This window comes from Pedobacter suwonensis, assembly GCF_007833675.1.
Lineage (GTDB): Bacteria > Bacteroidota > Bacteroidia > Sphingobacteriales > Sphingobacteriaceae > Pedobacter > Pedobacter suwonensis.
The window spans coordinates 4,462,676-4,487,467 of the sequence record NZ_CP031708.1 but is presented as its reverse complement, the minus strand read 5'-3'; the positions used below and the strand labels follow the sequence as shown (position 1 = coordinate 4,487,467).

Annotated in this window: 16 protein-coding genes; 8 read left to right on the top strand and 8 right to left on the bottom strand. The window is 41.8% G+C overall.

The window, feature by feature from the left end:
• Window positions 1-71: 71 nt before the first annotated feature.
• Window positions 72-2,999 carry an ATP-binding protein gene (locus tag DV942_RS18590; protein ID WP_222431124.1) on the bottom strand — a complete coding sequence of 976 codons (2,928 nt, stop codon included), beginning with the start codon at window positions 2,997-2,999 and terminating at the stop codon, window positions 72-74.
• A 228-nt stretch (window positions 3,000-3,227) separates the two neighbouring features.
• Between DV942_RS18590 and DV942_RS18585 the strand changes: the two genes are divergently transcribed.
• The 3 genes from DV942_RS18585 to DV942_RS18575 all read left to right on the top strand — a co-directional run bounded on the left by DV942_RS18585 (window position 3,228) and on the right by DV942_RS18575 (window position 8,111).
• A complete protein-coding gene (locus DV942_RS18585) occupies window positions 3,228-4,550 on the top strand; it encodes a paraquat-inducible protein A (RefSeq protein WP_244950739.1) in 1,323 nt (440 codons plus the stop codon).
• Window positions 4,551-4,561: 11 nt separating this feature from the next.
• Complete coding sequence (locus DV942_RS18580; protein WP_244950738.1) at window positions 4,562-5,911, top strand: paraquat-inducible protein A; 1,350 nt, start codon at window positions 4,562-4,564, stop codon at window positions 5,909-5,911.
• Between the two features lie 157 nt (window positions 5,912-6,068).
• Window positions 6,069-8,111 (top strand): PAS domain-containing sensor histidine kinase, encoded by a 2,043-nt coding sequence (locus DV942_RS18575; RefSeq protein ID WP_145860050.1) that lies wholly within the window; start codon window positions 6,069-6,071, stop codon window positions 8,109-8,111.
• A 133-nt stretch (window positions 8,112-8,244) separates the two neighbouring features.
• Here DV942_RS18575 and DV942_RS18570 read toward each other — a convergent pair whose 3' ends face one another.
• The 7 genes from DV942_RS18570 to DV942_RS18540 form a co-directional block, all read right to left on the bottom strand.
• Window positions 8,245-10,005, bottom strand: a complete 1,761-nt coding sequence (locus DV942_RS18570) for a glycoside hydrolase family 9 protein (RefSeq protein WP_222431123.1) — start codon at window positions 10,003-10,005, stop codon at window positions 8,245-8,247.
• A 1-nt stretch (window position 10,006) separates the two neighbouring features.
• Window positions 10,007-10,555, bottom strand: a complete 549-nt coding sequence (locus DV942_RS18565) for a carbohydrate binding domain-containing protein (RefSeq protein WP_145860048.1) — start codon at window positions 10,553-10,555, stop codon at window positions 10,007-10,009.
• Between the two features lie 259 nt (window positions 10,556-10,814).
• Window positions 10,815-11,927, bottom strand: a complete 1,113-nt coding sequence (locus DV942_RS18560; RefSeq protein ID WP_145860046.1) for an IPT/TIG domain-containing protein — start codon at window positions 11,925-11,927, stop codon at window positions 10,815-10,817.
• Between the two features lie 6 nt (window positions 11,928-11,933).
• Window positions 11,934-13,511, bottom strand: a complete 1,578-nt coding sequence (locus DV942_RS18555) for a RagB/SusD family nutrient uptake outer membrane protein (RefSeq protein WP_145860043.1) — start codon at window positions 13,509-13,511, stop codon at window positions 11,934-11,936.
• 22 nt (window positions 13,512-13,533) lie between these two features.
• Window positions 13,534-17,007 (bottom strand): TonB-dependent receptor, encoded by a 3,474-nt coding sequence (locus DV942_RS18550; RefSeq protein ID WP_222431122.1) that lies wholly within the window; start codon window positions 17,005-17,007, stop codon window positions 13,534-13,536.
• A 192-nt stretch (window positions 17,008-17,199) separates the two neighbouring features.
• Window positions 17,200-18,360 (bottom strand): FecR family protein, encoded by a 1,161-nt coding sequence (locus tag DV942_RS18545; RefSeq protein ID WP_145860041.1) that lies wholly within the window; start codon window positions 18,358-18,360, stop codon window positions 17,200-17,202.
• A 503-nt stretch (window positions 18,361-18,863) separates the two neighbouring features.
• Complete coding sequence (locus DV942_RS18540; protein ID WP_159435250.1) at window positions 18,864-19,448, bottom strand: RNA polymerase sigma-70 factor; 585 nt, start codon at window positions 19,446-19,448, stop codon at window positions 18,864-18,866.
• A gap of 183 nt (window positions 19,449-19,631) precedes the next feature.
• On the opposite strand from DV942_RS18540, the gene DV942_RS18535 reads away from it, so the two are divergent.
• From DV942_RS18535 to DV942_RS18515, 5 genes are all read left to right on the top strand, one after another.
• Window positions 19,632-20,369, top strand: coding sequence for a hypothetical protein (locus DV942_RS18535; protein WP_145860037.1), 738 nt, complete (start codon window positions 19,632-19,634; stop codon window positions 20,367-20,369).
• 252 nt (window positions 20,370-20,621) lie between these two features.
• Window positions 20,622-21,356: a hypothetical protein gene (locus DV942_RS18530; protein ID WP_145860035.1), complete on the top strand. Its 735-nt coding sequence runs from the start codon at window positions 20,622-20,624 to the stop codon at window positions 21,354-21,356.
• Entirely contained in the window at window positions 21,353-22,036 is a 684-nt protein-coding gene (locus DV942_RS18525) for a response regulator transcription factor (protein WP_145860033.1), read from the top strand. Before DV942_RS18530 ends, DV942_RS18525 begins: the two co-directional genes overlap by 4 nt.
• On the top strand, window positions 22,037-23,392 hold the full coding sequence (locus DV942_RS18520; protein WP_145860031.1) for a sensor histidine kinase: 1,356 nt from the start codon (window positions 22,037-22,039) through the stop codon (window positions 23,390-23,392).
• A gap of 138 nt (window positions 23,393-23,530) precedes the next feature.
• Window positions 23,531-24,748: an MFS transporter gene (locus DV942_RS18515; RefSeq protein ID WP_145860029.1), complete on the top strand. Its 1,218-nt coding sequence runs from the start codon at window positions 23,531-23,533 to the stop codon at window positions 24,746-24,748.
• Window positions 24,749-24,792 lie beyond the last annotated feature (44 nt).

Genomic DNA, 24,792 nt, shown 5'->3' with positions numbered 1-24,792 from the left:
GTTAGTTGATGCGGCTACTGGCAATCCGGTAGTCGCTTTTTTTAGCTAAGCAGTGTGTGATGGGCTTTGCTTTAATCAGCCAGCGGCAAGGAAAAATAAAAGGTAGAACCTACCATAGGTTCGCTCTCTACCCCTATGGTACCACCATGGCGGTTCACGATTTCTGCACAAAGGTATAAGCCGACACCAAATCCCCTAAAACCTTTATTTGCAGATTCAGTACGGTAAAACCGCTTAAACACATGTATTTGGTCTTCCTTTTTTATCCCAATTCCATAATCCCGTATACCTATTACCGCTTGTTTTTCGTTTTTATTTACAGCAATTTCAATCTTCGGTGCTTCCGGTGCATATTTTACGGCGTTTATCAACAGGTTTGTGATAACCTGGCCAATTTTTTCCCGATCACCTCTTACCTGGAGATTATCACCACCGGTGAAATGGAGGATATGCGAAGGAGATGTAAATTGTACTTCGGCTGCAATTTCCTTAGCCAGTTCATCAATATCAAATTGTTCCCAATTCAGGTGCAACATCCCTTCATCCAGTTTACTCACATCAAGGAAATCGTCAACCATCCTCGCCATTCTCGTGATCTGGTAACCGGCCCTTTCTGCTGCATTGGCTATCAAAGGTTCATTAATTGTTGCAGACTTTTTCCCTATGAGCTGAATATAACCAAAGAGTGCGGTCAACGGCGTTTTTAATTCGTGGGAAGCAACGGCCACAAAATCGCGCATACGCCGTTCATTGTAAAGCCTAACCCTGTTTATTTTAATCTGCGCACGTACTTTACTCAGTAACTCCTGTGCAGAAAAGGGCTTAACCAGATAATCATCTGCACCTGCTTCCAACCCATCAATCCTGGCTTCTTCGCCTGCCCTTGCCGAAAGAAAAATAAGTGGGATCCAATGTTTTTCTTCTCTTTCCCTGATTTTTTTAAGCAAAGCTTTTCCATCCATAACAGGCATCATGATGTCACTAAGGATAAGCTCGGGAGTGAAAGTGCTGAGTTTTTGCAGGGCATCTTCACCATTTACTGCTGTGTAAACGTTAAATTCAGGTTCAAGCAAACGTTTCAGATAGGCGCGCATATCGTTATTATCATCAACAATCAGCACCTTAGCTTCGGGTTGGTGTAGGTGGTCAGCCTGAGTAGGTTTGTTCTCCTTTACTATTTCACTATACTCTTCACCTAATAAGCCTGAAGCCTCTTGAAGAAAAGATTCTCTCAAACCGATCATCAGTCCCTGAAAACCTTTTTGATGAACTTGTTCTGCAGGCAGATGAGAACTTCCTAAAGGGATACGTAAAGTAAAGGTTGATCCCGTTCCAAAAACACTTTCGACGGCTATATCTCCACCGTGTAACCCAACAAGCTCACTAACCAATGAAAGTCCGATGCCAGTTCCCTCATGGGTTCTGCCAATCGCATTTTCCACCCGATGAAAGCGTTCAAACATATGCGGAAGTTCAGCCTCTGGTATGCCTACCCCTGTATCTGAAACCTTTAAGATCACATGATCACCCTCTTTAATCAATTCGACGGTAATTTTTCCTTCAAGTGTATATTTAAAAGCATTGGAAAGCAAGTTGAGTACAATCTTTTCCCACATCTGGATATCGAGGAAAACTTCAAAAGACTGTAAATCAGCTTTAACAACAAGCTCCATACCTGCTTTCTCAATAATAGACCGGAAACTACTGGCGAGGTCGGTAGTTACCCCTACAATATCAACCGGCTGAAAAGCAGCTTTTACCCTCCCGGCTTCCACCCTGCTAAAATCGAGCAGGTTGTTAACCAGTTTAAGCAGGCGCATGGAATTGCGGTGCGTAGAAAGTACAATCTCACCAATTTCAGGATCGGCCATAATGGTTTTGGCCTGGAGATCTTCCAGCTGCCCAAGCATTAACGTAAGAGGCGTACGAAACTCATGACTGACGTTACTAAAAAAAGCTGTTTTCGATCTATCTATTGCAGCCAGCGCTTCAGCCCGTTTCTGTTCCTGCTCGTAGGCATATACGTTAGAAACCGCACTACTAAAAGTATTGGCCAAAAGCGAGTAAAAGCCCAGGTATTCTTCATCAATGGCTCTTCTGGCACTCACGCCAGCAACAATGTAACCAAAGGGTTTTTCCTTACCCGAAATGAATACCGGCAAAATTACTGCTGTAGTTGGTGTTTCAGGATAGGGCTGGCAGGCAAAATTACCAAACCTCAAAATCAAATCGTCTAAAACCAAAGGCGCATCAACTGCTCTTGCTAACGGCCAGGCTTGTGCGTTTCCATCAAATAATATTTCAGGAATAGCCAATGCCGGGGCAAGCGCTGTGCCTGCACTATTGATCAAAGTGGCAGATGCGCCGTCATCTGCTATACTGTAAAATAAGATAAAAGGCAAATCGGCAACAAAATCCGGCTGCTTTTCCACAATCAGGCTGCCTATATCTTCAATGGACTTTGCCCTGGCTAAAACCGATGCCAGATCACGGAGCACCTGCGTTCTGCGGCCATTGAGCATTTTATCCGTAGTTTCGGTAATGGGGTGAAATATTCCGCCCACCTCACCAGATTCATCCCGTATAGGTGCAAATGAAAAAGTCATGAACGCTTCTTCCAGGTAGCCGTACCGAAACAAAAACATCTGTTGATCGGTAATGTAAGTTCCTTCTCCCTGCTGTCCGCGCGTAAATTTATCGCCAACCACCTCCAGAGCAGATTCCCAGCAAATGCGAAAGTTCATGCCCATTGATTGGGGATGCATGGTTCCACAGATGGGGCGGTAGGCATCGTTATAAATCTGTATCGTTTCTGGTCCCCAGGCAATAAGGATCGGAAAAGTGGAAGAAAGACACAAACTCACAGATGTCCGAAGACTTTGCGGCCACGTTTCAACCGGGCCTAATGGATTATCAGACCAATCCATTGAGCGGATTAATGCGCCCATTTCTCCACCGCCAGATAAAAACTGTTCGTTAGAGAAGCTTTGATTATCCATTATTTTATTTATTTATGGCGATAAAGATAATACAAATAGCATCAACAAAACCTTAATAATCGAATAACTTACTTACGCTACCCTGCAAAACTGAAATACATCCAATTAGCCTGTTATCCGATCTCTTTCCGCTGTAACAGAGGTATAAAACATTTTGCAAAAATTAATGTTTATCTGCAAATAGCTCAACCCTTTCGGGGAGATGTAATCACCATTATCACGCACATATTGGAAAAAATAATCAACAAACCTGCATCAGGAAAACTTATTTACCGGCTTTTGCTGATTCTCGCATTGGGCATACTGCTTGTAGCCGAAGGCTTTTTTGGTTTCAGGCTACACGAACTATCTGAAAAACAGGAACAGATTAAACACGATTACTCAAGGGTAAACAACATCACTTATGGACTGTTTTCTGTGCAACAATGGAAAGATAAGGTAGCAGATATTGTTCACCACCAGGTTTCTGGCCTCAAAATAACCCGCAAACAAAAAAAGGTACTACAGGGCGAAGTTGAACAGGTACTCCTTGCACTTATTGATAAGGCAGAAGCCCTGGTAAACAAACCCAAAAAAACCATTAGCGGAAAGATCCAAAAGTTTGCCATCAAAAATTTTGTTAATTCGGATAGTATCCGCGCAGAAGTGCCAAACTTCGCCAAAAAAATAATTGCTGAAATTGATAATCCTAAGAATAAAAAGCAACTTGGCCGGATGGCCCTGGGCGAGTTTAATGAGATAGCCAAAGAAGAAAGTCAGGATACCGCGTTTATAGCCAATAACGCCATAATGAAAAAAATTTACAACCGTTATGGCGTATCTGATAATCAACAGTTAAACCAGAAGCTAACTGGTTCATTAAACAGCATCCGGCAGCAAACCTACTACTACTGTTTTGGGATGTTAGGCTGCGTAATCATCGTACTGTCATTCTGGTGGCTGCTGCGCAAACGTAGGGATTTGCATACCACGCTTTTCATTATGTCGTTACTTTTTGCCTTTATGCTTTTAGCAGTCGGCCTAACCGCCTCTATGATTGAAGTTGATGCCAGAATCAGGTCTTTAGATTTTGTTTTACTGGGAGAACATGTTGTTTTTAATGATCAGGTACTTTTTTTCCAGAGCAAAAGTATAATGGATGTCGTGCGGGTACTCATCAGCCAATCGGCAATAGATTCTGTACTGGTTGGCGTATTGATTCTGGCTTTTAGTATTTTGTTCCCCGTAGTTAAGCTCACGTCAACAGGGATTCACCTGCTGGGTGGCAAAAAGTGGGCAGAAAATGGTATAGTTAAGTATTTTGCTTTTCAATCAGGAAAATGGAGCATGGCCGATGTAATTGTGATCGCTATTTTAATGGCATACATTGGGCTTAACGGATTGCTTGAAAACCAGTTGAGGGCCCTGAATATCAATAATGATTCGCTTACCATCCTCACAACCAACAACACCGCGCTGCAACCTGGTTATATTGTTTTTATTTGTTTTGTACTTTATGGATTGATCCTTTCGACCATCCTTAAATCTATTACCCCGCACGAGGTGCATTAAATCTAAGATGAATGAGCGAATTGCAAAAAGATAATATGAGTACAAATAAGCAGGGTAAGCCAGATCAATCCAGGTCGGCATCTTTTATCCTGATTGCCGCACTTTTGCTGCTTTTAATGGCTGCAGCGTATTGTGGCTACCATTTCCGCGAACTGGCTTATGAGCAAAAACACATTAAGGAAGATTACAGCCTTTCAAACAACATTACTTTCGGCATATTTTCGGTAGACCGCTGGGGAGATAAAATCTCAGCAGTGGTTGATCGGAAGGTAAAGGGGTTTAACCTTACCAAAAGCCAAAAGGTGGATATGCAACAGGAAGTTGAAAAACAATTACATGGCATGGTAAACAAAGCCGTTGCTGAAGTGACGAGACCGCAGAAAGGACTTGGTGCCAAACTTAAAAAACTGGCGTTTAATACATTTGTAGATGTTAAAGAAATCCATGCCTTGGTGCCATCTTTCTCACGTACCATTGTAACCAAAATAACCAGCCCCAGAAGCTTGAAAAAATTAAAATCTGTAGCAACCGGAAAACTCGACGAGCTGGAAGCACAGACTTATGACCGAAGCGATCAAACCATCTCATCCGTAGAGCATAGCATTTTTAAAAAGTATAAAGTAGATAATGCCAACGCTTTTGACAAAGTTGTAAATGCCAAACTTAGCCACATTAAAGGTTTGAGCTATCAGTATGCAATCGGGATGACTGCCTGTATTGTAATTGCCCTAATGCTTTGGCTTTTATTACGCAAACGAGTGGATAGCGAAGTTACCCTTTTTGTGATATCATTGCTTTTCGCGTTCATTTTACTTGCAGTTGGTGTGTCATCACCCATTATAGAGGTAGACGCCAGAATTAAAACACTTGAGTTTGCTTTGTTAGGGGAAAAACTGGTTTTCAACAACCAGGTACTCTTTTTTCAAAGCCAGAGTATATTGGGTATTATTGGCACCCTGGTAGAACAACCCAAACCAGATGCGGTACTGGTAGGCGTATTACTGATGCTTTTCGTGGTTATACTGCCCCTGCTACGCCTCATTGCACGTGGATTGCAGGTATCATGCAGTAAATTATTAGGCAATTCAAAATTCATCCGTTTTCTGGCATTTGACCTCGGCAAATGGGATATGGCAGATGTGATGGTAGTTGGGATAGCCATGACCTATATTGGTCTTAACGGGATTTTAAAAAGCCAGCTATCCGGGCTCAATATCGACACCGAAGCGCTAAAAGTGGTTACTGAGAATAATTCTGCGCTACAGTTAGGCTTTTTTGTATTTGTTGCCTATGTGGCTTATAACATGATTTTATCCGCTATACTGAAACGCATAGATGAACAAAATGGACCTTGTATCTAAATTGAAAGGTATAATTGTGGATTGGCAATAGCGTAAACACGAATGAAGTCCTGCTGTTTGGGTCAACAATTGCAAGGTCAACAGATCAAGATTTAAAAAATGTTATTACGTTGGTAAATAGCCAAAATGATTACATTTGTATTTAACGGGATATAACATGCTAACCATAACCAATACTTCCAGTTTCATAACCCTGGCGCCAATCCCCATCTTCGTTATTGATCCCGATTCACTGGAACTAGCATATGCAAATGCTCAATTTTTAGCGTTAGTAAATGGAAGTCTGGAAGAAATCCTGAAGATGAGCCTTCATGACATTTTGGGCCAAAACCTGCCTTCAAACATTTCTGATTTCTTCTTGCAGTTAAAAAACAACTTTACAATACCCGTACAGATTCCTGACCTGGTAAGTAGCGTATCCCCATTTTCTAGCTATCTTTATTTTGCAAGCAAATTAGAACAAGCTGCTGATCATGAACCAAAAATTGTGGTTTGGCTGATCGCGAAACCAACGCTAGCCACAGAACAGCATCAGCCTGTAAATGACCACGAGCTATCGGCAAACCCGAAAGCTGCAAATGAAATATTGCCTGGTACGAACAAGGGCATTAACCGCCGAAATATAGAATACATGCAAACAACAGGCGAAAGCCTGCAATTGGAAACCGAACATGTGCTGCTTGCCAAGGATGATGTTCAAACAAGTGAAGCGGATGGCGTTACTTCAGCGGAAACCTGGACAAAATTGGAAGCAAGCCGAGAATGGTTTAAAAATATGGTTCGCTCCTCTCCGGTTCCGATGTTGATTACCAAAGGAGAAAACATGGTTTTTGACGTAATTAACGGCCCCATGCTCAACCTGATTGGCAAGGACTCATCTGTTTTAGGAAAACCCTGGTTCGAGGCTATCCCCGAATTGGTTGGACAACAGGTAGTAGACGAGTTATTTTATGCTTACCGCACGGGGCTCAACCACCATGTGCCCGGTGTTGGCATATCACTGATCAAAAATGGCAAGCCTGCATTAGGCTATTACGACCTGACCTATACCCCCTTGAAAGTAAATGGAAAGGTAATCGGGCTGATGCAGACCGCCACGGACATTACCGAGCATGTAATTTCAAAGGAAAAACTTCAAAAGGCCTATGAACAGATCAGGTTATCTAAAGAAGCTGCTCAGCTGGGCACTTTCGATATGGACATGGCTACAGGCCACATGCAATGGGACGACCGCTGCAGGCTATTATTCGGGATCAGCCATTCGAATGAGGTTGATTTTGAGCGGGATTTTTTACAGAACCTTCATCAAGATGATTTAGAAAGGATTAACGCCGTTTTAGCTTATGTTTTTGATAAACAAGCCAGCAACGGCATTTACGACGTAGAATATCGCACCATTGGATTTGAAGACAAACGCCTGCGGTGGATCAGGGCCAAAGGGCAGGTTTATTTTGACGCCAGCGATAAACCGATGCGATTTATAGGTTCGGTGCTGGATATTACTGAGCAAAAGGAGGATGAACAGCGTAAGAATGATTTTATCGGTATGGCGAGCCACGAGCTCAAAACACCACTCACCTCGATAAATGGCTACCTGCAACTGTTGCAATACCTCTCGCGCCAGCAAACTGAAGACAGAATGCTCGCTACAATTGACAAATCGCTAAACCAGGTAAAGCGGATGACCAGAATGATTGACGGATTTTTAAATGTTTCACGTCTGGAATCAGGAAAAATAGCCATTGATAAACAACAATTTGAAATTACAGATTTATTAAAAGAGGTTTGTGAAGAGACCTTAACACTAACCACGGGTTACGAAGTAAAGCTGCACCTTGCCGATGAGGTAATGGTTTATGCAGACCGCAATAAATTAAACCAGGTACTTCAAAACCTGATCGGTAATGCCATTAAATATTCTGATCTGGGTAGCAAGGTTAATATACAATATTCCGTTGATCATGATCAAATTATAATAAGTGTCATTGATCAAGGCATCGGCATTAAAGCTGAGCATCAACAAAAACTTTTCGACCGGTATTACAGGGTTGAAAATGACAGTACGATCGCCGGCTTCGGGATAGGCTTATACCTGTGCGCAGAAATCGTAACCCGTCATCAGGGAAAAATTTGGGTAGAGAGTGAATTTGGGAAAGGTAGTACTTTTTCTTTCAGTATTCCGCTGAGCAATGCCAGCTAAATAAAACTTCAAATATTACCGCCAACTCAACTTGCTTCATTTTATTTTATGAGATATCGATATCTCGCCGCCTGTACGGGCTGGTCTGTCCGCACAGGCGGGGACTCCGGGCATGGGTTACTTCAATTGATCCTTATTTTTTCCCTTTTTCAATACACTCCATTGCATTTGCTACATATACCAATGGTGCATTCCAGTTGATGGCAATTTCATTACTCGCATAAGAATTGACATCATCGAGGTATGACAATTCTGGTTCGGAATCGTATTTTAATCCATCCTGTTTTTCCCGGTTAGGCCCACCAACCAGTAAGCCTGGAATGGGTTCCGCAATACCATCTGCAAACGACAGGCGATGATGTGGGTGCATAGGTGATTTGTAACCTATGCCGGTTACAAAAGAATAGCCGGTTGCATTTTTACCTAAAACGTAATCGAGATTACTGGCCGCAGCATCGAGATAAGCCTCATTTTTGGAAAATAAATAAGCGTTGATGAGTAATATACTTTGATTCATTGCTGAAGAATTACTTCCCCATGCGAAATCGTCAGGCGAAGCGCCAATCACCGTATGGTAGGCACCTGTTTTGAAGGCATTTAAGTAACGATCAGCAAGTGTCAATATTTTCTTCTTCAAAATGCTGGTTATACTTTTATAACTTTCAGGCAGCTGCCGCTCACATCTGATTAATGTATAATACCCCAATATGCCTACATTGCTCCAACTTGGCAAGCTTACCGGAGCATTCAAACGCGCAAAAAAAGCATTATAAAAGGCCTGCTCTCCGGTTGAAGCCAGCAGTTCTGCAGAGGCCCAGATCCATTCATCTTCAAAATTTTTATCGCCGTATGCACCTGTGTTTACTTTAAGGTCTGATGTTTTGTTAAGCAGATCTTGATCGTAAACAACGTTAGGGTTATTTAATGCCCAGCGCCAGGCATTTCTGGATGCCGAAAGGCAACTATCAGCCAATCCGGGATATTGCTCAGGAAAATGTTTAAAAATGCGATAAGCCTGTGCGGCCACTGCGGCTAAGTTTAATGTTGCGGCAGTACCCTTTGCCACCACATAACGTTTTGATAAGGCCTGATCTGGCATCACCATACCGTCGAAATTCAGATTAGTACATTTGTGATAAACCCCGCCATCGCCAGGATCCTGCATTTTCAGCATCCATCGTAAATTGTAAACAGCCTCTGTTAAGACGTCTGGAACTTTGTTTTTGGCTTGTGGAATATGCGCCTCCTGCCCCACGAAATATTCAGAAAAATCTTCATAAGCAGAAAGTAAGGTTGAGGTAGAAATACCACTATTTACCACATATTTATTATAATCTCCGGCATCATACCATCCTCCGGAAACATTAATCTTACTATCAACCTTACGGTTTTTAGAAGCGGCCGATGGATGAATATAAACCGAAGTATCGGGATGCCCGGCAACACGATACCATTTCCCTGCATAGGTTACGTCCAGCGCAGTTGAAGCACGCTGATAATAGAATGCCTTTAATGCGGCCACTGCTAAATCATGGTTCACATGATCTGTAATTTTAAAAACCGGAGATTCAGGAACGCCATCCACGTGGATGATATAATCACCTGATTGATCAAAAGCACTAAAATCGGCTAGTTTTGTTTTAATGTTCGAATATTGGGTAGTTTTTAGTTCCGATAATACACCGGTGTACACCACTTTCCGGTCTGGCATGGATAACAACTCAAACTTACTTTCTGAAACGGGACTAAGTATAACTGCACTTTTTTCAAGCTTTGGATAATAACCAGACTGGTTCAGCACAATTTTAGGACTAGCCACTTGCTGCGCAAAAACTGCAGTTGTAAACAGTAACAAACCGATTAAAAACAACTTACACATCATACCATTCATCATACTACAAATATTTTTCAAACTCCGATTGCGTAATTGCTTTTAAGCTTACTTCATCAACGAACATTGTACCCGTAACATAGCCTAAGGCAAATAACAATTTTATTTTCGTAATGCCTGGTGTAACAATATATGCTTTTTCATACAACTTCCAGTCTTCATCTCCGGTAACTGAGGCAATGTTTATCCCCTCCCCTGTTTTAGTTTCCTGTTTATCAAGCGTTTCGAAAAGAAATAATGCACCATTCCAGGCATTTTTTCCGGTACTTACACCATCTACTTTAATCTTCGCGCTCATGAGTATATATTGGGTATTTTTGGGCAGCGATACAATCTGGTGCATACCGGTCCATTTAGAAGAATCTGAAGAAAATAAGGCAGCACTCATTTTGCCGGCGCTATACATATAAGGAGTCACTTTTGCCGAATAATCAACCCAGCCCTCTAATTCATTTTCAAAACCACCGTTAAGCACCAGGTTTTTTTGTGCAGAAACAGTAGCACTGGTTGCCAGCATGATGATGATGGCAATGATGTATTGTATTAATTTCATTGATAAATTATTTTAAAATTATAAATCTGGAAGGGTTGGAACATATTTGTGGTATGGGTTTCCTTAATAAAACCGTCATTGCGAGAAGGCTTTTCAGCCGACGAAGCAATCTTTATGGCAACGGTACTGGCAAAAAAGATTGCTTCGTGCCTCGCAATGACGATATTCACCAGGTATTATATCTACGTTAAAGTTCTCTGGACTTTGAAAAAGTCGGACTAACTTATTTATGATATAACCTAATTAAATATTCTTTCAATTAGTAAACCCCAATATCATCCAGGTAAATGGTTTCTGGCGCATTGCCGCTCAACTCCTGAAAGCCGATCCAATTTAAACTGGTAGGTTTGCCCGGTTGGCTGGCGCTTTGGAAACGATCTATTGGAACTACATAATTTGTCCACTTGCCCGCATGCAATACCACACTTACATTACGGTTGTCAAAATCACCCAATGCAACTTTTACTACTTTCCCTTCAGTACCTGTTGTACCATAAATAGAAAACTTAACATAGGTTTTATCAGTTAAATCAACAGGTGTGTTACTGCCAACCGCATATCCGGCATAACTTCCCGTATAGGTTAATTTAATAGAATGGTTACCTCTTTTTACCATTTCAGTGCTATTCACATCTGCATTCGCACCTCCGAAATTGAAGTCGTAACCCGCTGTGATCTGATCGTCATAAAATAAATGAGTAAATCCGAATGGCAACAATATCGGCACCACAACGCCATCGTAAGATACATATGGACCGGTACCTGTACCGCCAGGGGTAGTCACACTTACTGCACCGAGCGCACCTGTTGGAACGGTTACCTTCAATTCCGTGCTCGTTGATGAAACGACCCTGGCATCAGTTGTACCAAACTTAACGCCTGACACCTGATCAAAACGTAAGCCGGTAATGGTAATTACATCGCCAGCATTACCTGCAAACTGGCTCAAATCACTAATTACCGGAGCTGGTTGTTTAATACTAAAGTTAAAGGAAGTACTGCCGTATGGGTTAGTCAGTATTAATTTTCCTGTTTGATTGATCCATGTGGCGGTTGCCGGGATCATCACGATAATGCTGTTATCACTGAAAAGCGCTGTATTAAGATAAGCTGATGCTCCATTGAATTCTACTTTATTAGTCGATTTCAGATTTACCCCCTCTATAACATAAGTAACACCAACATCGCCCGAAGTAACTGTCGAATCCAATGGTGTAAGTTGAGTATCGCCCGGCCTAACCAAGGTACGCACGCGGGTAATGCTTGGTGCACCCTGTCCTTCTTTTTCCTTTTTGCAGGAGGTGGCAAAAATCAGCATGCAAAAGATGCCAACAAGATAAAAGGCTATAATATTTTTATGTAACGTTTTCATATAAGCTTATTTAAAATTGTAAGGCACCGGAGCCAATAGTAATTTTGGATTTAGAATGGTTTCTGTTGTAGGATAAGGCAAACGGAAATTGGCATCGGTTGGCGTGTACTTTTGCCCCCAGATGACAACAGGCGTGGTGTTACTGTAAATTCCCCTTTCCTGATTGGAAATAATGGCTATTGCTTTAGGGTGTGAGGTTACATTAAAACCATCTAACCGGCCCAGATCAAACCAATAATCAGCCTCAAAAACGAATTCCATGCGACGCTCCTGATAAATATCTTGTATAGTAATTGATGTTTTAGGAATGAGGCCGGCCCTTTTTCTGATTTTGTTGAAAGGTACAAGTGCCGCATCGTCAGCTGTACGTTCAGCCCCGGCAAGTACTGCCTCTGCCTCAATCAACAATACATCTGCATAACGCATTAAATAAGTATTATTACCTGTAGAAAATGCTGCGCCTTTACCACCATTATCTGCAGGCGTACCCACCACATATTTTTTAATAAATGCCGGCATCCCCTGAGCAACCGCTCCGGCAGGTAAAGTGTAACCACCTTTGGCCTGGTTAATTTCAGGGTAAACATCTCCCTGCATCATCACCGTTGGCTTTCTTCTTAAATCGCCGGGCTCGAAAGCAGTAAGCAAATCGATAGAAGGCGTAACACTTCCATAACCGTCTCCGGTACCCGTAATTTCAGAGTTAAAGGCAAGGAAGGATTGTAGCGCATTACCATGACCATAGGAAGATCCGCCCAACCATTGTATCGCGGCGATACTCTCTTCGTTATTATTATTGGCGGTTTTAAATAAATCAGCATAGGTTTTGCCAGAAATATCTATTCCATACAATTTAAACTCGCCGCTATTGATTACCTGCTCTGCTTTTAAACGGGCATTAGGATAGTCGCGCATGTATAAATAAACCTTAGCCAATAATGCAGATGCTGATCCGCTGGATACTTTACCCTGGGAAACAGAACCCGTCCTGATCATTTTATCGCAATTATCTTCCGCAAATTTGAGGTCGTTGATCATGAACTTGTAAACATCAGTTACCGGATTGGTATTAATCTGGTAATTGTTCACATAATCAAGGCTATTTTCAATAATCGGCACATTTCCCCATGTTCTTACCAGATAAAAATAAGCCATAGCACGCATAAATCTCGCTTCGCCAATGGCATTATTAACCACAGATGCTGGTACGCTGGCTGGCACTTTTGCTTTCAGATTATTAATCAACGCATTAGATTGGGCAACTACGCTGTATAGCGAATTCCAGGCTGATGCCAACTGGGTATTATCGCCTGTTACCGAAAAATTACCGAAGTTGATCACATCCGGAGAATAAGTGTGTGCATTACCGCTAAGCAATTCTGAAATACACCAGGAAGCTTTGGCATTCCAGTCGAACCATGGCGAGTTGTACAGCGCAATGGTACTGGCCTGCACCTGTTCGGTGTTTTGGTAAAAATTATCAGCGCTGAGTGAATCCTGTGGAGGAATATTAAAAAAGTCTTTTTTACAGCCAGCACTAAAAATGGCGATAAAAATAAAGCTATATATTATATATGATTTCATTTTGTTCAATAATTATAGGTCACTAAAATTGTGCATTTACCCCAAAAGTGATGGTCCTGGCAATTGGATATCTTCCAAGGTCGATATTATTTAAAATGGCACTTTGGTTCATTGCCCCGATTTCCGGATCATAGCCCTTATATTTTGTAAAGGTGTAAAGGTTTTGTACGCTTGAGTACACCTTTAAATTAGAAAATTTAAATTTCCTGATCCACGAGGCAGGTACCCTGTAACCCAAACTCACATTCTGTATGCGTAAGAAAGATCCGCTTTCTACATATCGGTCTGAGACAAAAAGATTGGGATTATCAATACCAATTTTAGGCGCCGGAATATTGGAATCAGGATTTTGTGGTGACCAGAAATTACTATATGCTGCATATTGATTCTGATATACAGCCGCCAGGTTCCCCATGGTGTTGTTTAACAGGTTCATAATTTTGGAACCGTAAGAACCGTTCAGGAACAAGGTAAAATCAAAAGCTTTATAACTAAAGGTGTTGGTAATGCCATAGGTGAATTTAGGATTTGGATTTCCGATCTCGGTACGGTCTTTTTCGTTGATAACGCCGTCGCCATTTACATCTTCGTATTGCACATCGCCCAACCAGGTGCTGTTGCTATTATTGGCAATACCTCTACCAAACTGAACCGGAGCAGATTGAAGTTGCGCCTGTGTTTTAAATATTCCCTTTACTTTATAACCATAAAATTCACCTACCGACCGGCCTACCACGGTACGGGTAACCGGCGTTTGCAGGTAAGCATTGGTTACTGTCCCAAAAAGTTCCGTAAGGCCGTTACCAAGCTCTTTAACCTCATTATTATAATGTGATAGCACTACACTGGTATTCCATTTGAAATCGCCCTTTTCAAAATTGCGCGAGTTGATGTTCAAGTCAAAACCTACGTTGTCAATCTTTCCAAGATTTACATACGGAGGGTTAATACCACCCAGATAATCAGGCCCACCCACCAAATATGCCGGAAGCGTAAGCTGGAATAAGAAGTCCTTTGATGTTTTTTTGTAAACATCTATACTCGTGCTAATCCTACCGTTTAAAAAGCTCATATCAATACCACCGTTGTATTGGATAGAGGTTTGCCATTTTAGTGATTTATTATCGATCCGGCCGGCAAGAAAACCAGTTCCCAAACCTGTTTGTGAAGACCTTAACAAAGAGCTGTAAAGATAATTGGGAACATCCTGGTTGCCTACCTCTCCATAACCCAGGCGGAGCTTAAGTCCGTTCACCACCTTATTGATCCTTTTCATAAATGGCTCTTCAGACAATTTCCAAGAAGCCGCAAATGAGGGAAAATAACCTGATTGTGAGCCTTCGGCAAACTTAGAGGTCTTATCTCTCCTGATTGTAGAAGTAAGGCTATATTTGGAATTGTAGGTATAAATGGCACGTGCATAGATTGATTCCTGACGTTGTGTACCAATATATTCATCATTGGTAGCCGTGATGGCCTGACCTAAATTCAAAGATTGTACATCATTACTATAAAATCCCTGACGTGTACCTTCGATTCCCCTCCAGTTTGACTGCTGAACCTCGTAACCCAAAATGGCACTTAAGTTATGTTTGTCTCCAAAAGTCTGGTTATAGTTAAGATATTCTTTCCAGATCAAAAATGTACTTTGCTGGAATCTCTCTTTTAATGAAGCTGTAGGATTGGTAAAACGGCCCCACGAATAACTCGGTGTAAATACATTATTATCCGAGAAATTAAAATCACCCCCGAGTTCTGATCTCAGCGACAATGATTTGATAAACTTGATTTCGTTATAAATGTTGGTGTTAATGTTGGTCCTGTTCAGCTTATTCTTAATTTGCTGGGCCTGTGCAACGGGGTTTAATGCCGCTGCGGCAGCCAATGGATCAGACACCGGTGGCCCGGTATATGAACCATCAAGGTTTGTTACGGCTAAATCAGGCGCCTGCAATAAAGCGTTGTAAATAATCCCGTTATTATCACTGGTAACCACATTTTCTGCAGAGCGGCTTCCGGTCAAGGTAATGCCCAGCTTAAACCATTCTTTCACCTGGGCATCGGCATTTACCCGAAGGCTATAGCGGCGAAAATCGGAACCGATAACCGTACCATCCTGTCCAAGATATCCGCCAGAAATATAGTAAGTTAATCCCTCTTTGCCACCGGAAACAGCTACCTGGTGACTTTCTTGTGGCGCAGTTCTAAATATTTCCTTTTGCCAGTTGGTGCCCTCTCCCAATACAGAAGGATCTGCAAATTCAACCCTTCTGCCGGTACCATAAATATCACCCAGCGAGTTTTGAAGCACTGCGTATTGACGAAGATTCATCACATCCATATATTTTGCAACACGCTGGAAACCATAATAACCATCATAATTGATAGCAGAATTACCGCTCCTCCCCCTTTTGGTGGTGATGATAATTACACCGTTTGAAGCACGGTTACCGTATATTGCAGTTGCAGATGCATCTTTTAGTACATCGATCGACTCAATATCATTTGGATTGATTAACGATAAAGGACTTACTGTGGTTTGCGAATTGGCATTGGAAGATGAAGCCTGTAAAGGAGATCTTCCACTGGTACTCTGGTTGCCTGCATCGCCTGAAATGGGTACACCATCGATTACATACAAAGGCTCGTTGCTACCGCTTAAAGAAGTTACGCCCCTTACACGTACCGATGTATTGCTGCCTGGCGCACCAGAGTTTTGCGAAATCGTTAATCCGGAAGCCCTGCCCTGCAGCATCTGGTCAATACTGGCCTGGGGTACATTGGCAATATCGGCCGCTTTTACCGACGAGATAGATCCATTAAGATCTGTACGCTTTTGTGTACCGTAACCAATCACCACCACATCAGAAAGTGAGGTGGTCTGTGCCTTCAGTACCACGTTGAGGATGCTCTTATTGCCAGGATTAATTTCCTGAGGCTCCATGCCTACAAAAGTAAATACGAGAGTAGTTGATCCCGCAGGAAGTGAAATCTTAAATTTACCATTAATATCGGTCACGGTTGATTGCTTCGTGCCCTTTACATTAACCACCACTCCAGGGAGTGTTACGCCTTTTTCATCGCTCACCGTACCCGAAATCTCGAGGTCCCGCACCGAAATTGTTGCAAACGGCGAATAGGCATTCTTTTTCAGAATAATGGTCTTCTTAATGATTTTGAAATCTAGATTGGTATTTTTCAAAACTACCCCCATAACCTGCTCAATGGGCATGTTGGTTACATTCAGGTTTACTTTATATTTATCGTCAATGTCGGCCCGTCTGAAAAGTAAATGGTAACCACTTTGTTTTTCTATTTGTTTTAAGATGGAAATGATGTCAGAATTATTCTCTTTAAGCGTTAGATTCTGACTGAAGCTGCTAGCGCTAACCTGCATCAGGGTAAGCGTAAGAAAAAGCACTACGAGTCTCATTTTTAATAAGATTTGGTAAGAATCACGGCGCAATAACAGCCTGATCCTAAAAAATAAATTCATATCTTTATGGAGTTTTGGTTAAATTATAATGTTGTCTAAATCGGGATTGTAAGTAACCTTTACAGTAACCGGATGTGCTGCGAACACGATCCGGTTTTTTTTATTAAAAAGCATGGTTACACCTTTACTTATGCAGTGTTGTAGTAGTTTCTCATGTTAAATAATTTATTTGGTTAAAATTTATTTTATTCTTTAATCGATTATAATAAGCTGGTTTCTGTTCAATTCATATTTTAATCCAGTGAATTGAAGCATACTTAACAACTCTGAAAGTTCTACGTCCTTGGATATGGTTCCGGTGTAAGTTATTTTTGAAGGTGTTCCTCTAAATACCACCTGAATATCATACCACCTCGACAACTGCCTGGCAATTTCTTTGATCTCCATATCCTTGAAGATAAAAAGATCGTTTCTCCAGGCCATTACCGCTTCCAGGTCACAATTGTGATTCACCTTTATCCCAGACGGATCTACAAGGGCTTGTTGCCCGGGTTTCAGTAACTGAGAAAATTTACCGGATGATAAGTGGATGCTTCCTTCAAGCAGTGTGGTTTTCTGCCCGGCCTCATCGTCATAAGCCATTACGTCAAAATGCGTTCCCAGTACCTTAATTTCTGTTCCGCCAGATTGTACCTTAAAGGGTTGATTTGGATTTTTGGCCACTTCGAAATATACTTCACCCGTCATCTGTACCACTCGTTCAGCACCTTTAAAAGCCGTTGGAAACCGTAAGCTGGATTTTGCGTTTAGCCAGGCTTTGGTTCCATCAGGCAAAACAATACTATATTTTCCACCAACTGGTGTGGCAATTTTATTGTAACTTATATCAGAAGATGCAGATCCGGCATGTATTTTATAGCGGAGTTCACCTTCAGCTGTTTTTACCACGCTCACATTTTGCTGGTTGGCCAATGCCCCTATTTTGGCTTCGGTTAATACTACCGATGAGCCATCGCCTAAGGTCAAAACCGCCCTATTGCCACCTGGCTTTATATGAACGGCTTGTAATTTTGCATTTTTGTTTTGCAGGTTTAGCGGCGCATGGTATCTCCAGATCAGCACCGTACCAAGTACCAGAATGAGCGATGCTGCTGCCCATAATATGGCGTTTATACGTATTGATTTATTGGGAACTGATATGATTTTTTGCTGTTCTTTAGCTTCGATATTGAGCAGAATGCGCTCAAAAATTCTATCTTCCACGAGCTTGCGCTGGTTATCAGAAAGGCCTACGAGCTCTTCAGGTACAGCATCCATACTGTCAAACCATTCGTCCACTTCTTTTACCTCAGCAACAGTGCAATCACCGGAAAGATATTTTTTTAATAAGGAAACGGCTATTGATCTGCCCATGTTGGTATGTAGTTATATTTGGTTCGTTAATAGTATAGTCGGGTAACCCGGGCCTTGCCCCCAAAAAAAATAAAAAAAATTAAAATAGGGCTAAATGATCAGTTTAAATAGAGAACGAAAAGTTAAGCGATGTTAAATCTGTTCATTAAATCCCCAGGGATATCGTCACCCTGAACTCGTTTCAGGGTCTTAACTATAGAAAGGGTCTCTCCCGTCTAAGATTAGTGAAACCCACATTTGTAATGCGAAATATGTGCTTGGCGATACAATCGCCTTTGCCCTTCATCCTCGTTTCAAACGAGGACGATGACGGACTATAAGCGATAGCGGGACTACAGCCCGCCATGAACATTAACCGCTCATTTCCTAACCTGAGTTTGATTTTGTTTCAGTAGCTTGTACCACCTTTTTGATAAGCAGCCGTCACCCTGAACCCGTTTCAGGGTCTTTCATACGGAGAAGATCTCTCTCCCGCTGACGATTTTTATTGAACGCTGTTAAGTTTACCGAATTAACCAGGCAAAACCAGAGGCAATCAAAATTACCTTGTAATGAACCCTGAAGTACTTTAAGGCATTGGTAATATGGTTTTCTACCGTCTTTTCAGAAAGTCCGAGTAATTGGGCAATTTCCTTATTGGATTTATGCTCTTTCCTGCTAAGCTCAAATACCTTTCTGCATTTGGCGGGCAACTTTGAAATCACCCCATCAATTCCGTTTTCCAGCTCTTTTATAAATATGGCTTCTTCAGTGGTATTTGTAGCCTCTTCATAACTAAAAGAAAGTAATTCAAGATAATTGTGTCTCGTAGCCTCTTTAGCCAGATAATCAATAATAGAATAACGGATGGCAGAATGGAGATAAGCTTTTAAAGACCCTTTAATGTTTATTTTTCCCCGGTTGATCCAGAATGTAGTGAAGAAATTCTGGATGATCTCTTCTGCAGCTTCTTTCGACCTTAATCTTTTATTGGTCATGAGGTACAAGTCGTACCAGTATTTTGTATAAATTTTCTTGAAAGCAACCACTTCATTCTCCCTCAACATGACGATCAGCTCTTCATCGGTATGGTTATGTTGGTTGCGCATAGTCAGTAAAATTATAAAAAAAATTGAATCCATCTGTTGCGACAGATGTTTCCATCTGCCGTTGAGCTGAACATGACAGAACAAACCATTCAGATGAATTAAATTTAATTCCCTTTTCATACCCGCTTCAGGTCGCCAATGTAGCTTTGGATTATAAAATGATAAAATCTTAAAAAAATGCATATGAAAAGTCAACTTAAAAAAACAGCCGTAACAGCTTGTCTGGCGCTGATGAGTATCGTAACCTTTGCGCAAGTACGCCCTACAAATAACCTTCCGGCACCACCGGACAGCGCACCCGGCGAAATGCCGCCAACTCCTCGTTTACACAAACATGGTATGGAAAGAGGACCAGGTTTAAAGGTGTTAACATCATTGAGCGGAAAGGTAATTGCTTACCAAACGAATGACAGGTATATCTATAATCGTTTCACCTTGCAAAATGGCAGCCAGGTGATTACAGTGAGATTTCCGGAACAATTGGGCAAACAACTCATGAGTGCCGCAGCTAAGGGCAAATCGGTAACGGTAAAGGGCTTTACTGATAATGGGCCGGATGGCATAAATGTATTCCAGATGGCAAGTTTAGCTGTTGATGGAACACAAATAGCAGATACACCTCCAAGTGTACCTCTTGCACCTGTTAATGAACCGTCTAAAACGTTTACGGGAAAAATCAATGATTTCAAACGCGATCAGAGCGGTGCAATCCGTGGGCTTAGCCTCGATAACAAGGTAGAAATAGATTTACCGCCACATGCAATGGAGCAGTTACAATCTTTATTAAAAGCTGGAGATAAAGTAAAGGTAACCGGTATTAAAGACACGCCACCATCTGGTGTGGTATTGGAATCAGGTGCCCCAACCATTATTCATCCAGAGACCATCGAGATCAATGGACAAACATATTTGTTGAGATAGTTGTCATATGTGGCTGTATCATAAGTTATCATTCCATTAGAGCCTGTCACGTTGGGCTTAACCTGTGCTGAGCTTAACGAAAGTATCGAAAAACTCTACGGGGCATTCAACGGTTCTTCGACAGGCTCAGGATTGGCAATTTGATATCTGTGATACAGCCGCCTATCTCAAAATAATTATCAATGCGTATGAACTAATTGGCTGCTTTACTGTTAACTGATGAAATAACGATATTTTACAGCGCATATGAAAATGAAGCAAGATAATGACTTATCAGATGAGCCGATAAAAATAAAAAATTATCGCCCACTGCTGGTTGTCATCATTCTGTTACTCTTGGTCATTATTTGGCTGTTAGTCAAATCTCCGGTACCTGTATTACCTAAACCGCCATCACATCATCATGAACCAAAAACGGAACACGCAACTAAACAAAAGGTAATTACAGGAACCGTTATCAGGTATAAAAACAATCCTCATTTGGATATCAATGCCCTGGAACTGAAAACGGAAAAAGCCGGTTTAATCACGATTGATTTTCGGCCACATACCGCAGCGCGGGTAATCAAAATCGGTACTATTGGCGAGGAAATTGAGGCGACTTATGCGCTAAATCCCAGCGATGAGGTAGTCGGCTACCAGTTATTAGCCATCCGGAACAATCGGACCGGCATCAGCCAGGTTCTCGATGACTTGCCTCCACCTCCGGATGTTCCCAATCAGCAAATAGAAAAATTTAACCTGGAAAAGCCTGCTATAATTACAGATCAATACGGTGGTATTGTGGCATTGAGAAAAAACAACCTGTTATTTCACTTTAAACCCGGGCTGGTAGATGATATTGCATACCTCATTAAAGAAAGTAACACCTTTAATCTTGAAGCGGTGAGGCGGCAGGATGATCAGGGCTTTATCAACATCAATCATGACAAAGTATATATTGTACTCCGCATCACAATAGATAACAAAACATTCCTGGTAAGATGAAAATATTATTAATAGAAGATGAGTTAAAGTTAGCCGGATTTATTGCTGACGGCCTTACACAGGCAGGCCATATCTGCGATGTGGTTGCTGATGGCAATAAAGGTTTGGAAACAGCAATGATTGGCCATTACGATCTTATTTTATTGGATATGATGCTACCTTCGCTTAACGGGCTGGAGGTTTTAAAAAACCTGCGTAGCTTTAATAACCAAACCCAGGTTATTATTATCAGTGCCCTGAATGATACAGAACATGTGATAAACGGACTTGACCATGGTGCTATTGACTATCTCAAAAAGCCATTTGAACTTGAAGAACTGTTGGCCAGGATACGTTCTGTACAGCGGCGATCATTTGCACAGGATTCACTCAAATTACAGGTTGCAGACCTTAAGGTAGATCTTTTGACCAGGGAAGTTAGCCGCGCCGGCAAAGCAGTTATGCTGAGCAACCGGGAATTTGCACTACTGGAGTTCCTCCTTGCTAACCAAAATAAAGTGGTTACCAAATCACAGATCCTTGAAAAAGTGTGGGATATCAACTTCGACCCCGGCAGCAATGTAATAGAAGTACATCTTTACCAGCTTCGAAAAAAAATGGACAGAGGTTACGATGAAGAATTGATCCACACGGTTGTGGGGCGTGGTTACATTTTAAAAGGCGATGTAAAACAAGGTTAAATGAGAATAGGAAAGCGTCAGTTCGGTATCAAACTTAAAATTACGGCTGCATTTAGTCTGATTTTTATTTTGTTAAGTTTCTCCTTTAACCTTTACTGTTACCGGAAAATCAGGATGCTGATGATATCAGATAATGATGCTTATTTAATAGCGAGGGCCAAAACGCTTCTGGATAAAACGGAAGTATTGCCTGCAATTATTCCTTTGCCTGATCAGAATACCTCTATCAGGGTATTATATCATTCAGCAGGGAAACCCATCGTGGTGTTCCAGTCTCCGGGCATCATTAAAAACATCCGAACACCTGCAAAGACAGGCGTAACCGATACCTTAGGCATGAGGGTTGCATACGTGGCCAGCAATAATGAAGACAATCCAGCCGAACTGATGCTGGTACGCAGTGCTGATCAACTTAACAGTAACTTACAATACCTGCTCCTTTTACTTTTTACCTGCAGCTTGTTGAGTGTTTTACTTGCAGGTCTCATTGCCTATATTTTATCTTTTTACCTGCTACAGCCTGTGCAGCGCATCATTAACGCAGCCAAACTCATCAATGCGCATAAACTCCGCGACGTTATTCCAGTGAAAAAAACGAATGACGAACTGCAGGAATTAACTGAAACCATCAATACCATGTTGGTTCGGATCGATGAATCGTTACGGCAGCAACAAAACTTTTTTGCCTCTGCCTCACACGAATTAAAAACACCGCTGGCCATTATGCGTGCTGAAATAGAAGTTCACCTATCAAAACCGGGGTTGACACCCGCATTGTCAAACCTAATGGAAAGTCAGCTTACGGAGATCAACAGGCTGCAACAGGTGGTGCAGGAGTTCCTGCTGGTAAGCCAGTTAAAAAGTAGCGGCATTACGTTACATCGGCAACAGATAGATCTTTCGCTGGTAATACTCCGGTTGTTTAACCGGTTCCAAACATTTATGCAGCAAAAAGAATTAAGCACAGATATTGATTTTGATCAGGATGCTGAAACTTTTCTAGTCATTGCCGATGATGACAAGCTGAATATCTTATTGATGAACCTCATTGAGAACGCGATTAAATATGCTGTCCCGGGAACGCCGATCAGTTGCGCTGTAAAGCAATCTAACATAAAGGATTATATCACCATTAGTTTTAAGAATGCAATTAACGAGGAAAGTTTCCCGACTGAAAATCTCCAGAATGCCTTCCATAGGGAGACCATAGAAGCCAACGGTGCAGGGATTGGCTTATGGCTGGTTAAAGAGATTACTAATTTACACAATGGAAAATTCAGTATAGAAAGCAGCAATTTTTTCTTTGAAGCAGTGGTTGATTTGCCAACTACGCTATACCCTGGTATGGATTTATAATCATTATTATTTATTAGTATGAAGAAAAATTAATTCGAGCATAAAACTAATTCAATCATCTGATTTACAAATAAATAACATAAAATATTCCTATTAAGTGTTTAAACAAAATATCGCACTTGGTGTTAGGAGACCTGTATGAGCAAACAAGCAGCTTTAGGCGAAACAGATAAGCGGATTATCTGGCCCTTACAATCTCTTAATTTTTTCATGGCCGACCTCCAGGCCGGTGTCGGACCATTTCTAGGCATCTTCCTTTTGGCACATGGCTGGAAAAGCGGGCTGATCGGTTCAGTGATGACCATTGGTGGAGTAGCCGGAATGATCATGACTATTCCGGCAGGTGCATTAATCGATGCCACTAAAAGAAAAAGGTTTTATGTGGTTATATCGGCGGTTTTCACCATACTGGCTTCTGGAATAATCTTATTCACCCAGGAGTTCTGGCTGGTGAGCATTTCGCAGGTGGCAACAGCTATTGCCGGCTCGGCTATTGGCCCGGCCATCATCGGCATTACGCTTGGTATAGTAAAACAAAAAGGATTTAACAAGCAAAATGGCTATAACCAGGCCTTCAACCATGCAGGCAATGTGGTAGGTTCTGCACTTTCAGGTTACCTGGGCTACAAATTTGGCATCACGGCTATATTTATTCTGGCAGCTTTTTTTGGGATACTGTCTATCATTTCAGTATTATTGATTCCGGCTAATTCCATTGATGATGACGTGGCAAGAGGGATGAAAGAGGGAGAGAAAGATGAAAAAGCAAGTGGATTCAAAGTATTATTTCAATGTAAGTCATTATTGGTACTGGCGGGCGCACTGGCTTTTTTTCATTTGGGTAACGGTGCCATGTTACCGCTTTACGGCCTTGCTGCAGCAGCCAGTGGAAATGGTAATGCCTCCATGTTTGTAGCCATGACCATTATCATTGCACAATTGGTTATGATCGGCACCTCATTGTTAGCCATGAAAATGGCTGATAAAAGTGGCTACTGGTTAGTATTATTTATCTCTTTCTTGTCGCTGCCTATACGTGGTTTATTTGCTGCGTATATGCACAGTCACATAGGAATCTATCCTGTACAAATTTTAGATGGCGTTGGGGCTGGCCTGCAAAGTGTTGCTGTTCCCGGCTTGGTTGCCCATATCCTGAATGGTACGGGAAGGGTAAATATAGGGCAGGGCGCGGTGATGACGGTACAGGGCCTGGGAGCATCACTTAGCCCCGCAATCGGGGGCTGGATAGCACAGGGAATGGGTTACAGCAGTGCTTTTATGATTCTTGGTGCATTTGCCATTGGTTCCATTCTATTGTGGACCATCTTTGCAAAAACAATTAAGGATGCCTGCTAATCCTGGCAGGTAATCAAAAAATGTATAGCGAAACAGCCAAGTTG

Excerpts from the sequence above, each read along its gene's own strand:
- DV942_RS18525 (WP_145860033.1), top strand. The coding sequence starts at position 21,353 with ATGAAAATATTATTAATAGAAGATGAGTTAAAGTTAGCCGGATTTATT.
- DV942_RS18555 (WP_145860043.1), bottom strand. The coding sequence starts at position 13,511 with ATGAAATCATATATAATATATAGCTTTATTTTTATCGCCATTTTTAGT.
- DV942_RS18570 (WP_222431123.1), bottom strand. The coding sequence starts at position 10,005 with ATGATGAATGGTATGATGTGTAAGTTGTTTTTAATCGGTTTGTTACTG.
- DV942_RS18530 (WP_145860035.1), top strand. The coding sequence starts at position 20,622 with ATGAAGCAAGATAATGACTTATCAGATGAGCCGATAAAAATAAAAAAT.
- DV942_RS18550 (WP_222431122.1), bottom strand. The coding sequence starts at position 17,007 with ATGAATTTATTTTTTAGGATCAGGCTGTTATTGCGCCGTGATTCTTAC.
- DV942_RS18515 (WP_145860029.1), top strand. The coding sequence starts at position 23,531 with ATGAGCAAACAAGCAGCTTTAGGCGAAACAGATAAGCGGATTATCTGG.
- DV942_RS18575 (WP_145860050.1), top strand. The coding sequence starts at position 6,069 with ATGCTAACCATAACCAATACTTCCAGTTTCATAACCCTGGCGCCAATC.
- DV942_RS18590 (WP_222431124.1), bottom strand. The coding sequence starts at position 2,999 with ATGGATAATCAAAGCTTCTCTAACGAACAGTTTTTATCTGGCGGTGGA.
- DV942_RS18565 (WP_145860048.1), bottom strand. The coding sequence starts at position 10,555 with ATGAAATTAATACAATACATCATTGCCATCATCATCATGCTGGCAACC.
- DV942_RS18545 (WP_145860041.1), bottom strand. The coding sequence starts at position 18,360 with ATGGGCAGATCAATAGCCGTTTCCTTATTAAAAAAATATCTTTCCGGT.
- DV942_RS18580 (WP_244950738.1), top strand. The coding sequence starts at position 4,562 with ATGAGCGAATTGCAAAAAGATAATATGAGTACAAATAAGCAGGGTAAG.
- DV942_RS18540 (WP_159435250.1), bottom strand. The coding sequence starts at position 19,448 with ATGCGCAACCAACATAACCATACCGATGAAGAGCTGATCGTCATGTTG.
- DV942_RS18520 (WP_145860031.1), top strand. The coding sequence starts at position 22,037 with ATGAGAATAGGAAAGCGTCAGTTCGGTATCAAACTTAAAATTACGGCT.
- DV942_RS18535 (WP_145860037.1), top strand. The coding sequence starts at position 19,632 with ATGAAAAGTCAACTTAAAAAAACAGCCGTAACAGCTTGTCTGGCGCTG.
- DV942_RS18560 (WP_145860046.1), bottom strand. The coding sequence starts at position 11,927 with ATGAAAACGTTACATAAAAATATTATAGCCTTTTATCTTGTTGGCATC.